The organism is Paraburkholderia diazotrophica, from assembly GCF_900108945.1.
GTDB classification, from domain to species: domain Bacteria; phylum Pseudomonadota; class Gammaproteobacteria; order Burkholderiales; family Burkholderiaceae; genus Paraburkholderia; species Paraburkholderia diazotrophica.
This window is the reverse complement of the sequence record NZ_FNYE01000011.1, coordinates 161014-174270: the sequence shown is the minus strand read 5'-3', so window position 1 is coordinate 174270 and position 13257 is coordinate 161014. Positions and strand designations below refer to the sequence as shown.

Genomic DNA, 13257 nt, shown 5'->3' with positions numbered 1-13257 from the left:
CCCTGAATTGAACCCAATTCTAGCATTCATTCCCGCGTTCGCGCCGCTTTCCCCATGATACGCGCGCCGCGAAAAGCGGCGCGGGCTCTCGCTTTCCGGACGTCGCGCGAATGGCGTGCTAGGCATCCCCGCGCGTCTGGTCGATTGCACTCGACGACTTCACGCGCGCGCGCAATTCGAACTTTTGAATCTTGCCGGTAGAGGTTTTCGGTAATTCGCCAAACACGACGGCTTTCGGCAATTTGAACCCGGCGAGGAATTGCCGGCAGTGCGCGATGATTTCTTCGGCGCTTGCGTCCATGCCCTCTTTCAGTTCGACGAATGCGCACGGTACTTCGCCCCATTTCGGGTCCGGCATCGCGACGACGGCGGCAACCGACACGGCAGGATGCCGGTACAGCGCATCTTCGATTTCGATGCTGGAAATGTTCTCGCCGCCCGAAATGATGATGTCCTTGCTGCGATCCTTGATGCGCACATAGCCGTCTTCCGTGATCACGCCGAGATCGCCCGTGTGGAACCAGCCGCCGCGAAAGGCGGCATCCGTCGCGCGCTCGTTCTTCAAATAGCCCTTCATGCAGATATTGCCGCGAAACATCAGCTCGCCGATCGTCTCGCCGTCGCGCGGCACGGGTTCGAGCGTATCGGGATCGCACACGTCGATCGCCGCCTGCAGGTGATACCGCACGCCCTGACGCGCATTGAGCCGCGCACGTTCGTCGTCGGGGAGCGCTTCCCACGCGTCCTGCTTCGCGCACACGGAGGCCGGTCCATACACTTCCGTGAGGCCGTACACATGCGTCAGATCGAACCCGATCGACTTCATGCGCGCGATTACGGCAGGCGACGGCGCCGCGCCCGCGACCATCGTCGACACGCGATGCGCGATGCCCTCTCGCCATTCGGCGGGCGCATTCGCGAGCGCGCTTTGCACGATGGGCGCGCCGCAATAGTGCGTGACGTGCTCGCGCCGGATCAGCTCGAACACGAGCTTCGGATCGAACCTGCGCAGACAGACGTTGACGCCTGCGCGCGCCGCGACCGTCCACGGAAAACACCAGCCATTGCAGTGAAAAAGCGGAAGCGTCCACAGATACACCGCGTGCTTCGGCATGTCCCATTCGAGGATGTTGCTGAGCGCGTTCAGATACGCGCCGCGATGGTGATAGACGACGCCCTTCGGCTCGCCCGTCGTGCCCGACGTGTAGTTGAGCGCGATGGCGTCCCATTCGTCGGCGGGCGGCGTCCACGCGAATTGCGGATCGCCGTCTTGCAGGAACGCTTCGTAGTCGGTCGCGTCCGCGAAGTGTTGCGCACGCGCGGGCATCGCGTCGCTCACGCTGACGATGCGCAATTGCGTGCATTCCTGCGCGGCACGCTGCGCAAGCTCGCCGAATTCCGTATCGACGATCAGTACTTTGGCTTCGCCATGACGCAGCATGTAAAGGATCGACGGCATATCGAGCCGCGTGTTGAGCGTGTTCAGCACGGCGCCCGCCATCGGCACGCCGAAATGCGCTTCGATCATCGGCGGGATATTGGGCAGCAGAGCCGCGACGGTATCGCCACGGCCGACGCCCGCGCGTTGCAGTGCGCTCGCGAGTCGACGCGCGCGCTCATACGTCTCGCGCCACGTGCGGCGCATATGGCCATGCACGACGGCGAGACGGTCGCCATAGACATCGGCGGCCCGCGCGATGAAGTCGATCGGCGTCAGCGGAACGTAGTTGGCCTCGCGGCGCTCGAGGCCCGCGTCGAACATGTGCGTCATGGCTGTGTCTCCTGCGGAGCGCGTGCGGCTCCGTCACGTGAAGTCGTTATGCGAAGCATCGCAGCAGCGCCCGATGCGTGCAGCAGCTGAACAGCACGTCGAATCGACATGCCTTCGCGCGCGCTTGATCGCCACCGGACAAGCGCCGCAATGACCCGCGCCGATTACGGACTAGAAGCGCGGCAAAAGCATCCCGTGCCGGAAAGTGGCTGAGCGCGCAAAGCGAAAACGCGTGAAGCCGACGCGCGCGCGGCATGCGAATCATGCGTGCGTCGCACGCGAGAAACGCAGTACCGCGTAATGCCTTTTATTAAATCACCGGCTGAAACGCGTGCTAAACGCGCAATCAGACACGCGGCAGATCGTCGATGAACTTTTCGACGTGGCCATCCGGCACGTCGGTGTCGATCCCGTCGATGCCATCGGCGTGCGAGACCGTTTTGATCTTGGGACCCAACAGCTTCATGCCGCCGAGCGTGAAGAGGGACCAGACGGCATTGCCGGAATGAATCGCCGTCACGACGTCAGAGACTTCGACGATTTCGTGCGGCGAGAGCCATTCGTTCGTTTTTGGATTGACGAGGGCCCACCGGACGTGGGTGACGCGATCCGTCATAGGGTTAATGCGTACGGCATCGATAGCATAGGTTGCCATTTCCACCTCCATCGTCGTCTGAAGGCATCGTAGCACTTATGTCTGGTTAGACGAAGCGAACCCGCGCGATCGGTACTTTTGGGGCGGTGCGCAAGCGCCGCGAACGCATCAGGAGCGATGCAGTAGAGAAGAAGACGGACGCGGCCCGCGGGCCGCATACCGATGGACCCATTCGAAGGCGGGCGCTTCCCTGCACGGCCGTTGTCCGGATGTACTCTGCGACGCCGACCGCCGCGTGACAGCCGCTGTGCACGGAATTGACTGCTACTTCGCATTGCTTCCAATTTGTATAACGGTCGTGCGCAAATCGGAATGAACCCGGGTTTGCCCCAATACAGGATGCGGCTTTACGCGGATCGTCCCCGAATGCATTTTCGCAACATGCAGTACGATGACCGCACTGACACGCACATATAGCCCGCCATGTCGATCGAAGTCGGGACGGCGTCGTGGACCGACGCCACGCTTATCAAATCCGGCCGCTTCTATCCGAAGGGCTGCACGAGCGCGGAAGCGCGCCTGCGTTTTTATTCGAGCCAGTTTCCGATGGTCGAAGTCGATGCGTCGTACTACGCGATGCCCAGCGCGGCGAACTGCGCGCAGTGGGCCGAGCGCACGCCCGAGCACTTTACGTTCAACGTCAAGGCGTTCCGGCTTTTCACGGGACACCAGACAGAGCGCAAGTTCTTTCCGCCCGACATCCAGCCGCTGCTGCCGCAGAACGACAAACGCAACCTCTATTACCGCGATGTGCCGCCCGACATCGTCGACGAGATGTGGCGTCGTTTCTTCGAGGCACTCGAACCGTTGCGCGCGGCAGGCAAGCTCGGCGCGATCCTGTTCCAGTTTGCGCCGTGGATCTCGACCGCCTCGCGCGACAAGGCGCACGTCAAGCACTGCGCTGACCGGATGGAACCGTATCTGACGGCCTTCGAGTTTCGCAACGCAAGCTGGTTCGATGAGCGGCACCGCGAATCGACGCTTGCTTTCGAACGCGAGCGCGGCCTCGTGCATGTCGTGATGGATGCACCCGAGAGCGTCGCGAACCGCGCGCATACCGTGTGGGAAGCGACGTCGCCGGAACTGGTGATCGTGCGCATGCATGGCCGCAATGCAGAAACGTGGAGCGGCAGCACGACGGCATCGGGCCGCTTCAACTATGACTACTCGGAGCGCGAACTGGAGGAGATCGCGGTGCCCGTGCGCGAGATCGCCAGACGCGCGGGGCGCACGCATGTGGTTTTCAACAACTGCTTTGAAGACTCCGCGCAGCGCAACGCGCATTCGATGATTCGCATCCTTCAGCAAGAGCGTTTCGAGTAGCCCGTTGCATTGCCATTGAATAGCCTTTAGCGAGCCGCGCATTTGCGCGGGGCATTCGTTGCACTACTTTCCCGGTTGCAATTCAGTCTGCATCGACTAGCCTCGTCTTATTCAAAGCAATTACAAACCGCTTTCATAAGACGAATAAGGCAAAGCGATGCTCATGAATAACGACGCCTGGGTATATCAATGCTATTGACCGGCTATGTACAGGCCAGCGAGCCGGGCATGCTGCAACTATGGGTCGGCATATTCGGCGTGGCCGTGCCGCCCGCGCCACAGGTTTTCATCGACCGGCAAGCGGCCGTTCCACTCGCGCCTGCGCAGTTCTTTCCGATCCGCGATTTCAGTACCGACGACGCCGGCGAACCGATCAATCACCAATGCGTGATGCGCTTCAAGGTGTCCGACGAATCGAGACCGCGCCAGATTCGAATCGACGCCGACGGCGAATCGTTTGAATTCGCGAGTACTTCGCTGCCTCAAGAAGTCCCGACGCTGATGAACGGCAGCTTCAATATCCTGCTGTCGTCGTGCTATTCGCAGCCGGAAGATCTCGACGGACTGCTCGGCACGATCGTCTCGCAGATCAAGGTACAACCGCATCTGACGGTGCTCGCAGGCGATCAGGTGTACCTCGATCAACCGCTCACGCAGCATGTGCCCGATCAGAATCCGGACCGCGCGCATCTGCTTGCCAACAAGTACTACCTCAACTGGCTCTCCGGCGCACTGCGCGTACCGGGCCTGCAATCGGTACTGGAGCGTGCACCCGTCGTGTGCATTCCCGACGATCATGAGTTCTGGAACAACTACCCGTTCGCGCAAAAGCAGTTGCCCGACACGTGGACGGATGCATCGCGTCAACTGCTCGGCGATACGGCGCGCGCGCTATACGAGGACTATCAGATCGGCGGGCCGCCCGGCGGTGCGGGCGGTGCAATACGCCTCGATGTCGAGCCATTGAAGATGCTCTTCGTCGATATGCGCTGCGATCGCGACAGTACGCTCACGTCGTTGATGGGCCCCAAGGCTGTCGCCGCAATGAACGCGTGGGAAAAAGATCTTATCGATTCGCATGCAGCGGGCAAGCCCGTCGTCGGCCTGCTCGCGTCGGGCCAGGCGCTCTTTATCGATCCGCCGCAAAGCGACTGGAGCATAAAAACGTTCGATGCGGAAATGCCGAATTACCAGCAGTTCGGCGTATTGCAATCGACGCTCGGCCGGCTTGCGGATAACGGCATTCCCGTCGTCTACATGACGGGCGACGTGCACTGGGGGCGCGTCGCATCGGGTCACGATCTGCAGACGAACATCGCGCTCTATGAAGTGATTGCATCGCCGTCTCGGCTCATTCGCGTGCCGTTTCTCGACACGGCCAAAGAAGCGGCCAATTCAATCAAAGGCATTTTTGGCGCGAAAGCGCCGTGGCCGCGCCATTCCGATCCGGAGCCGGTGCCTGATCGCTTCGGCCTCAATCATCGCTTTGCGCTCAAGCAGGAATACGCGCAGCGCGGCGACCAGGTGGCGATCGTGTCGTTCACGCGCGTCGGCAGCGGCGTCGATATGCAGGTCATGTACTACGGCATTTCAAGCGACAAAGCGATTTCGCAATCGGTATCCACGTCGCGCTTCGAACTGCGCTCACGCTAACAAGAAATGAGGCGAGGCCATGCTCAAGATCGTACGATCGACAACGACGCAATCGAATCCGCAGTTCGTTTCATTCGACCGCAAGGACGGCGAGAGCAATACCGCATGGGGCGAGCGCGCCGTGCTCGACATGAAAGCGGGCGGTCCCGACGAGTGGACCTATGTGGTGCTGCTCGGCGGCAGCGATACATTGGCGTTTCGCGTGCGCGTCGCGCAATCGCATTTGCGGCACGACATGTTGCCGTCGTTCTGGTCCGAGTCGATACTCGTCAAGCTCGCCGATGCGTCGCTCGTCAACGCTCAAGCGCTGCATGTGCCTTTGCATCAGCCCGAAGGGCCTGCATTCGCGGCGCGCGTGAATGGCGTCGTCGCGCGTCCGCTCACGGATTTCGACGACACGAAGCGCTTTCCGAACATCGCGGTCATTGCATTGCCCGTTGCGCAAGAGAAAGTGGTCGGCAAGGTGGCGAGCTTTCAGCAGTCGCGCGCGACGCTCGATGCGCTCGAGCATGTGTTGCACTGGCTTGCGTATGCATGGGGCGCGGCGCGCACGCCGAATCCGTTGCATGACAACTATGGCTTGCCGTCGACGTGCATGATCGAAACAGTCTGCGCGGCCGCCAATTTCGACCTCACGCCAGGGCTCGAATCGAGAGCGTCATGTCCCGAAGCGATCTGGGCCGCTGCGAATTACTGGCACGAGTACTTTGAGAAGTTCAACGGCAGAGAACCGATTGGCCGCTATTTCACGCCGCATACCTATCCGATCGTCGAGCCGTCCGCGCCCGATGCGCCTTCGCCGTCATCTGCACCTAAGCGCAAGGCTAAGCGATGAGCGCCGGATCAAGGCTGCGAAGCAGGCGCACTGTCGGACGGCAGAGCAGGCGTTGGCGCAAGCACGGGGGGCTGTGATTCGCTCGTGCCCGCAGCGGGCGCGCTCGCCGATGCCGTCGCGCTGGCCTGGCCAGGCGTTGGGAGAATCGGCGGCTGCGATGCGGCAGGCGAGATGATCTGCGGCGGCTCGACATCCGTCGGCGCGGACGCTTCGGAAGCAGGCTGCGCATTCTCCACGACAGGCGCAGCAGGTGCCGGACGCGGCTTCATGCGCGGAGCGGGCGCAGGCGTTTCGCTCTTGCCCGACGACGGGAACAGATGCTCCATCCACGCGCGCAGTTTCTCGCGGAACGTCTCGAACATGCCCGGCGGCGGCTCTTGTTCGAACTTCACGTGCGAATCGACAAGACGCGAGCGCAGCGCGCGCTGGAAGAAGTCGCCGACGATCGGCAACGCGCTATGCGCGCCCTGCCCCCAGTAATCGCTGCGCAACGTGACGCGGCTGTCGTTGAAGCCGACCCATGCGCCCGCAACGAGCTGCGGGTGCATCAGGATGAACCAGCCGTCCGCGTTGTCCTGCGTCGTTCCCGTCTTGCCAGCGACGTCGGCGCGAATGCCGAAGCGCGTGCGAATCGCCGAGCCTGTTCCTTTGTTGACGACCGAGCGCATCGTGTCGATCAAGGTCAGTGCGCTCGCGACGGGCATCACCTGATCGGCGCGCGACGGCTGAAATTCGGCGAGCACCTCGCCCTTGCGGTCCTCGATGCGCGTGACGATCATCGGCGCGAGCCACGCGCCTTCGTTCGCGATCGTGCTGTACGACGACACCATCTCCTTCAGCGTCACGGGGCTCGTGCCGAGCGCCAGCGACGGCACCGCTTCGAGCGGGCTCTCGCGCACGCCCATCGCGCGCGCAAGCCGCGCGACCTTTGCCGGGCCGACCGTCTCCATCAGTTGCGCAGTGATGCGATTGCGCGAATACGCAAGGCCGTCGCGCAACGTGATCGGACGGCCGCTCGGCGCATCTTCGTCGCTCGGCCGCCAGACCTCGCCGCCTGCAAGCGGAATTTCGACGGCCTGATCGGGGAACGTATCGTCGGGCTTCGCGCCCTGCTCGAATGCCGCACCGTACACGAAGGGCTTGAACGTCGAACCCGGCTGACGCCGCGCCTGCGAAACGTGATCGTACTGATCCTGGGTGAAGTCGCGGCTGCCCACCCACGCCTTGATTTGCCCGTCGCGTGGGTCCATTGCGATGAATGCGGCCTGCACGCGCGTCTTGCTTTCGCACAGCGACTTCATGAACGTGCGATCCGCAGACAGATGCTTGATGGCATCTTCATCGCTCGTGCCCGAGTCTCTCGCGGTGCGATATTCGGGCGTCTCGCGAATGAACGCGTCGAACAGATCCTTATGGCCGGAGCATGCGCCGTGTGCATTCCAGGCCGCATTGGCAATCGATTGCAGTTGATTGCCCTGCCACGTCAGCGCCTGTGTGGCCATCGTCTGAAGACGCGCGTCGATTGTCGTGCGCACAACGAGGCCATCCGAATAGATGTTGTAGTCGTTCGCATCGGCCCATGCGATCAGCCATTTTTTCAACTGTTGTGCGAAATGCGGCGCGGGACCGGGCGGTTCCGTTTGCCGTTCGAAATCGACACGCAGCGGCCTGCCCTTGAGCGAATTGAATTGCGCCACCGAAAGACGGCTGTATTTCACCATCTGTCCGAGCACGATATTGCGCCTGTCCAGCGCGCGCTCGGGATTGATCACCGGGTTGTAATAGCTGTTGCCCTTCAACATGCCGATCAGCGTCGCGCTTTCGAGCACGGTGAGATCGTGCGCGGACTTGTCGAAATAGGTGCGCGCCGCCATTTCGATGCCGTAAGCGTTATAGAGAAACGGCACCGTGTTCAGATAGGTTTCGAGAATCTCGCTCTTTGTATAGACGGCTTCGATCTTGAATGCCGTGATCGCTTCCTTGAGCTTGCGCGTGAGCGTCGGCGCGCGGCCGATGTCGTCGGGATAGAGATTGCGCGCGAGCTGCTGCGTGATCGTCGATCCGCCCTGGCGGTCGCCCGAAAACGTATGCAGTGCGGCGCCCGCCGTGCGGCGAAAGTCGATGCCGTGATGTTCGTAGAAGCGGTGATCTTCCGTCGAGATCAATGCGTCGATGACGTGTGGAGAAATATCGGAGAGCTTCACCCACACGCGGTTGGTCGGCTTGAATTCGGCGAGCAGCTTGCCGTCGGCCGAATAGATTTGCGCAGGCTGCTCGATCTTCGCCTTGCGAATATCCCCGATACCCGGAGTGAACGGAATCAGGATCAGCACGTAAAGCAATACGAGCGCCGGAATGGCCGCAATCGACAACGCGACGCCACGCCGTGTCGGGTGCCGCAGACGTTGCACCGCGCTCATTGCATACGGCTTCAGAAGGGCCCACGCCCTGAAGAAGATTTCCCGGAGAAACGACAGTATCGATCGTCCCACGCTAATGCACCATCGGCAGAAAAGCGTGCATCCTACCAAAAGAGCGGGAACGTACAGCCGTTTTGCAGGAATCGTCGACCCGCCGATGCAACGCCGGAAACGACAACGGCCGAACCCGCGCCGCTTGCGCAGACGGGTTCGGCCGTAGCGTAATGCTAAAGCGTTATCAGGCGTGCGCGCGCTTTGGCGTGATCATCGAAACGACGAACGTCACGACGATATTCACGACGAGCGCGATCAGACCGATATAGATCGGCCACGTCGAACCGGCGATATGCAGCGCGAACACGGGCTTGAGGCCTTGCGAAATTGCGAGCCCCGTGCCGACGACGATGCCGACCAGCCAGCCGAGAAACAGCCCCGGCGTATTCAGGCGGCGCGTGTACAGCGTGAACACGATGGCCGGGAAGATCTGCAGAATCCACACGCCGCCGAGCAGTTGCAGATCGATCGCATATTGCGTCGGCAGGAACACGATGAAGAGCAGCGCGCCGAACTTCACGACGAGCGACACGATCTTCGCGGTGGACGCTTCCTCAGCCGGCCCCATGCTCGGCGACACAATAGGGCGCCACAGGTTGCGCGTGAACAGATTCGCTGCGCCGATCGACATGATCGCGGCGGGCACCAGCGCACTGATCGCAATCGCCGCCGCCGCGAAGCCGACGAACCACGACGGGAACAGCGTGCCGAAGAGCGTCGGCACGACGTCGGATGCCGATTTCACGTGCACGCCGGCCGCAATCGCCATATAGCCGAGCAGCGCGATCAGGCCGAGCAGCAGCGTGTAAGCAGGCAGGAAGATCGCGTTCTTGCGCACCGTCTGCATAGACGAGGACGACAGCACGGCCGTCATCGTATGCGGATACATGAAGGCCGCAAGCGCCGAGCCGAATGCAAGCGACGCGTACGCGGTGAATTGCGAAGGCTTGAGGATGATGCCCGTCGCGCCGCCCTTCGCCTGGAAGTACTGGTCCGCCGCGTCGAACACATGACCGTAGCCGCCGAGCTTCACGGGGATCAGCCATACCGCCGCGATCACGACGATATAGATCATGATGTCCTTGACGAAAGCGATCATCGCCGGTGCGCGCAGGCCGCTCGTGTATGTATAGAGCGCGAGGATCACGAACGCGATGACGAGAGGCGCCTCGCCCGTCACGCCGAGCCCCTTGATCACGACCTGCATGCCGACCAGTTGCAGCGCGATATACGGCATCGTCGCGACGATGCCCGTCAGCGCAACGGCAGCGGGAAACCATATGCCGCCGTACTCGCCGTGCACGTAGTCGGCAGCCGTGATGTGGTTTTTCGCATGCGCGATCTTCCACAGTTTCGGCATCACCGCAAACACGAACGGATAAACGATGATCGTATAAGGAAGCGCGAAAAAGCCATACGCGCCGACGGAATAGACCAGCGCGGGCACGGCGATCACGGTATAGGCCGTATAGAAATCGCCGCCGACGAGGAACCACGAAATGATCGTACCGAACTGGCGTCCGCCGAGGCCCCACTCGTGCAATTGTGTGAGGTCACCTGCTTTCCATCGCGCGGCAATGAAGCCGAGTACCGTGACGAGCAGAAAGAATGCGATGAATACGGCCATCGCGACCGGGTTCACGGGGTTGAGTTCGCTCATTTAATACCCCGGTAAACGACGTAGATCAGCAGCGACGTGAGCGGAACCCACAGGAACTGATACCAGTAGAAGAAAGGAAAACCCGCGAACGAAGGGCGCGTGTCGTTATAGAACGGCAGCCACAACAGCGCGATATAGGGGATCAGCAAGATGAGCCATAGCCACGAGCGGCCGGCCGGTTCGGTAGGTTCCACGATTGTCCCTCTTTGGTCTATCTGATTGATTCAGCCTTGCTATGGCGCGGCGTCAATATGCGCCTGTGTGCATATTTCGGCCGATGCCCGCAAAGGTACGCGCATTATCTGCGAAAACTTTCAAAAGTGCTGGCAGGGGAACCAGTCCTTAGGGTCTCCCGGCAGACCGACGGGCCCCACTGCGTGCAAACGGGTTGCAGGTTATTTGCGCAACGCCTTGGCAAAACGGTCGCGCAGGAACTGCGTGAACGCGCGGATCGTCACGGAAGCCTGCCTGTGTTGCGGGTACACGGCATATAGCGTCAACGGCGGCGAGACGAATGCGTCGAGCACTTCGACGAGCTTGCCGCTTGCCAGCGCATCGGCCACGATGAACTCCGGCAGGCGCGCAATGCCCAGCCCCGCGATCGCCGCGTCGCGGATCACTTCGCCGTTGTTCACGCGCAGCGGACCATGTACTTCGATCGTCTTGCTCGCGCCATCGACGATGTACTCCCAACCGGTGCGCCCTTCCTGTCCATATAGCAGACACGCGTGGCGCGCGAGATCGTCGGGCGTCGCGGGCGGGCGGCGCGCTTTGCGATAAGCGGGACTGCAGCACGACACCATGCGTATTTCCGCGAGCTTCTGCGCGATCAGCGTCGAGTCCGCCAGCGTGCCGATACGCAGCGCCATGTCGAAGCCCTCGCCCACCACGTCGACGACCCGGTCGCTCAGATCCATATCGATGCGCACATCGGGGTTCGCGCGCAGGAATGCGGCCACGAGCGGCGACAGATGAATCATGCCGAACGACATCGGCGCGCTGACCCGCAGCAGGCCGCGCGGGTCCGAGCGCCCCGACGACATCGCCTGCTCGGCATCTTCCACGTCCGCGAGGATGCGCGTCGCGCGCTGATAGAACTCATAGCCCAGATCGGTCACGGCGAGCTTGCGCGTGTTGCGCACAAGCAGGCGCACGCCGAGGCTCGCTTCGAGCGCCATCACACGCCGACTGACGAACTGCTTCGACAGTTGCAGGCGGATCGCGGCCGCCGTGAAATTGCGCGCGTCGACAGTCGCGACGAAGATTCTCAGATCGTCCAGTTGCATCGGTTGCGCCTCGTTTGTCCACAAAAATGCGACAGTGATTCCAATTTTACGTCGATTATCGTCACTCCGATTGACCTACACTTCTCTCACCGCTTCAGACAACGACACCGTCGCTGTCATGAGAAGCAAAGGCAAATCCATAAACGGAGGTGGGAAATGATCGACATCAGACACGCAAACGAACGCGGGCGCGCTGAACACGGCTGGCTCAGCTCGCGCCATACCTTCTCGTTCGCGAACTACTACGACCCGAAGCAGATCGGCTTCTCCGATCTGCTCGTGATCAACGACGACCGCGTGGCCCCGGCCCGTGGCTTCGGCAAGCACCCGCATCGCGACATGGAGATCTTCTCGTACGTGCTGGAAGGCGCGCTCGAGCACAAGGACTCGATGGGCACGGGCTCGGTGATCGTCCCCGGCGACGTGCAGCTGATGAGCGCAGGCACGGGTGTCACGCATAGCGAGTTCAACCATTCGGCAAGCGAGCCGGTGCACTTCCTGCAGATCTGGATCGCGCCGTCGGTGAAGGGCGCGACGCCGCGTTACCAGCAGCAGAACTTCTCCGCGCAGGACAAGCGCGGCACGCTGCGCCTCGTGCTGTCGCCCGATGGCGAGAACGGGTCGCTCGAATTGCGCCAGGACGCGCGCGTGTACGCCGGTCTTCTCGACGGCAACGAAACGGCAGGCGTCGATATCGCCGCTGACCGCTACGCGTACGTGCATGTCGCACGCGGCAGCGTGAAGGTGAACGGCGTCGAACTGAATGAAGGCGACGGCGCGCGCATTCGCAACGAACGCCGACTCGAATTGACGGATGGGCAAGACGCGGAAGTACTCGTATTCGACTTGCGCAATAACGAAGTATCGGAACTGTGGTCGTAAGCGGCAGACGCTGACGGCTCAACTAACTTGAAAGAGACATTGAACATGAACGCTTTTATCGAACAACGCAAGGACGCACTGCTGCTCGTCGGACGTGTGCTTTTGGTCGTGCTTTTCGTGCTGTTTGGCTGGAGCAAGCTCACCGGCTTCTCCGGCACCGAGCAGTACATGGCGGCAACGGGCGCACCCGCGCCTGCCGTGTCCGCGATCATTGCGATCGTGATGGAACTGGCGGTGGGCATCGTGATCGCCATCGGCTTCAAGACGCGCCCGCTCGCGCTTCTGCTTGCCGTCTATACGCTCGCCACCGCGTTTATCGGCCACCACTTCTGGACGCAAACGGGCATGGAGCATTTCGTCAATATGATCAACTTCTACAAGAACATCAGCATCATCGGCGGATTGCTGCTGTTGTTCGTGACGGGTCCGGGCAAGTACTCGATCGATCGCGTCTAAGCAAGGTTAGAGCGTTGTCAAGCGGGGCGGCCACTGGCCGCCCTTTTGTTGTTGGACTCGCAACCGGGTACAACGCGGCGCAAATCGCTGCAATTGAGGCATCGGCACAACACTATTGTCACGTTCGCGGCGTCGCCGAAAGTGATGTGATAAGAGTCCGCCTGCCTGCATTGAGCAAGGCGCGCACGAGCCAGGAGACTCTCACAATCAGCCTGTCTGTTTGCAAAGCGCTATTTGCAACTCACGCATTGGAGACGCAAGT

11 protein-coding genes are annotated in these 13257 nt (G+C 61.4%); 5 read left to right on the top strand and 6 right to left on the bottom strand.

The features are described from left to right. Positions 1-118: 118 nt before the first annotated feature. Together BMW76_RS16510 and BMW76_RS16505 are read right to left on the bottom strand one after the other, a co-directional pair. Complete coding sequence (locus BMW76_RS16510) at positions 119-1771, bottom strand: acyl-CoA synthetase (protein ID WP_090866830.1); 1653 nt, start codon at positions 1769-1771, stop codon at positions 119-121. Positions 1772-2117: 346 nt separating this feature from the next. Then, the gene (locus BMW76_RS16505; RefSeq protein WP_090866828.1) at positions 2118-2426 is read right to left on the bottom strand and encodes a hypothetical protein; all 309 of its coding nucleotides are present in this window, start codon (positions 2424-2426) and stop codon (positions 2118-2120) included. Between the two features lie 423 nt (positions 2427-2849). Here BMW76_RS16505 and BMW76_RS16500 point away from each other — a divergent pair, with 423 nt between their 5' ends. From BMW76_RS16500 to BMW76_RS16490, 3 genes are all read left to right on the top strand, one after another. Beyond that, complete coding sequence (locus tag BMW76_RS16500) at positions 2850-3749, top strand: DUF72 domain-containing protein (RefSeq protein WP_090866826.1); 900 nt, start codon at positions 2850-2852, stop codon at positions 3747-3749. A 189-nt stretch (positions 3750-3938) separates the two neighbouring features. Next, a complete protein-coding gene (locus tag BMW76_RS16495; protein ID WP_090866824.1) occupies positions 3939-5402 on the top strand; it encodes a metallophosphoesterase family protein in 1464 nt (487 codons plus the stop codon). Between the two features lie 19 nt (positions 5403-5421). Next, entirely contained in the window at positions 5422-6237 is an 816-nt protein-coding gene (locus tag BMW76_RS16490; protein ID WP_090866823.1) for a hypothetical protein, read from the top strand. 8 nt (positions 6238-6245) lie between these two features. Here BMW76_RS16490 and BMW76_RS16485 read toward each other — a convergent pair whose 3' ends face one another. From BMW76_RS16485 to BMW76_RS16470, 4 genes are all read right to left on the bottom strand, one after another. Next, complete coding sequence (locus tag BMW76_RS16485) at positions 6246-8657, bottom strand: penicillin-binding protein 1A (protein ID WP_090866821.1); 2412 nt, start codon at positions 8655-8657, stop codon at positions 6246-6248. A gap of 238 nt (positions 8658-8895) precedes the next feature. Next, complete coding sequence (mctP, locus tag BMW76_RS16480) at positions 8896-10371, bottom strand: monocarboxylate uptake permease MctP (RefSeq protein ID WP_090866819.1); 1476 nt, start codon at positions 10369-10371, stop codon at positions 8896-8898. Further along, complete coding sequence (locus tag BMW76_RS16475) at positions 10368-10565, bottom strand: DUF3311 domain-containing protein (RefSeq protein ID WP_007731907.1); 198 nt, start codon at positions 10563-10565, stop codon at positions 10368-10370. The genes mctP and BMW76_RS16475 overlap by 4 nt, the downstream gene beginning before the upstream one ends. Positions 10566-10766: 201 nt before the next feature. Beyond that, on the bottom strand, positions 10767-11657 hold the full coding sequence (locus BMW76_RS16470) for a LysR family transcriptional regulator (protein WP_090866817.1): 891 nt from the start codon (positions 11655-11657) through the stop codon (positions 10767-10769). Between the two features lie 156 nt (positions 11658-11813). On the opposite strand from BMW76_RS16470, the gene BMW76_RS16465 reads away from it, so the two are divergent. Together BMW76_RS16465 and BMW76_RS16460 are read left to right on the top strand one after the other, a co-directional pair. Continuing rightward, positions 11814-12539, top strand: coding sequence for a pirin family protein (locus BMW76_RS16465; protein WP_090866815.1), 726 nt, complete (start codon positions 11814-11816; stop codon positions 12537-12539). A 45-nt stretch (positions 12540-12584) separates the two neighbouring features. Beyond that, a complete protein-coding gene (locus BMW76_RS16460) occupies positions 12585-12995 on the top strand; it encodes a DoxX family protein (RefSeq protein WP_087737315.1) in 411 nt (136 codons plus the stop codon). Positions 12996-13257: the final 262 nt, after the last annotated feature.

Bases quoted from the DNA above. Each gene is read 5' to 3' on its own strand.
- BMW76_RS16510 (WP_090866830.1), bottom strand. From the start codon at position 1,771: ATGACGCACATGTTCGACGCGGGCCTCGAGCGCCGCGAGGCCAACTAC.
- BMW76_RS16505 (WP_090866828.1), bottom strand. From the start codon at position 2,426: ATGGCAACCTATGCTATCGATGCCGTACGCATTAACCCTATGACGGAT.
- BMW76_RS16500 (WP_090866826.1), top strand. From the start codon at position 2,850: ATGTCGATCGAAGTCGGGACGGCGTCGTGGACCGACGCCACGCTTATC.
- BMW76_RS16495 (WP_090866824.1), top strand. From the start codon at position 3,939: ATGCTATTGACCGGCTATGTACAGGCCAGCGAGCCGGGCATGCTGCAA.
- BMW76_RS16490 (WP_090866823.1), top strand. From the start codon at position 5,422: ATGCTCAAGATCGTACGATCGACAACGACGCAATCGAATCCGCAGTTC.
- BMW76_RS16485 (WP_090866821.1), bottom strand. From the start codon at position 8,657: ATGAGCGCGGTGCAACGTCTGCGGCACCCGACACGGCGTGGCGTCGCG.
- mctP (WP_090866819.1), bottom strand. From the start codon at position 10,371: ATGAGCGAACTCAACCCCGTGAACCCGGTCGCGATGGCCGTATTCATC.
- BMW76_RS16470 (WP_090866817.1), bottom strand. From the start codon at position 11,657: ATGCAACTGGACGATCTGAGAATCTTCGTCGCGACTGTCGACGCGCGC.
- BMW76_RS16465 (WP_090866815.1), top strand. From the start codon at position 11,814: ATGATCGACATCAGACACGCAAACGAACGCGGGCGCGCTGAACACGGC.
- BMW76_RS16460 (WP_087737315.1), top strand. From the start codon at position 12,585: ATGAACGCTTTTATCGAACAACGCAAGGACGCACTGCTGCTCGTCGGA.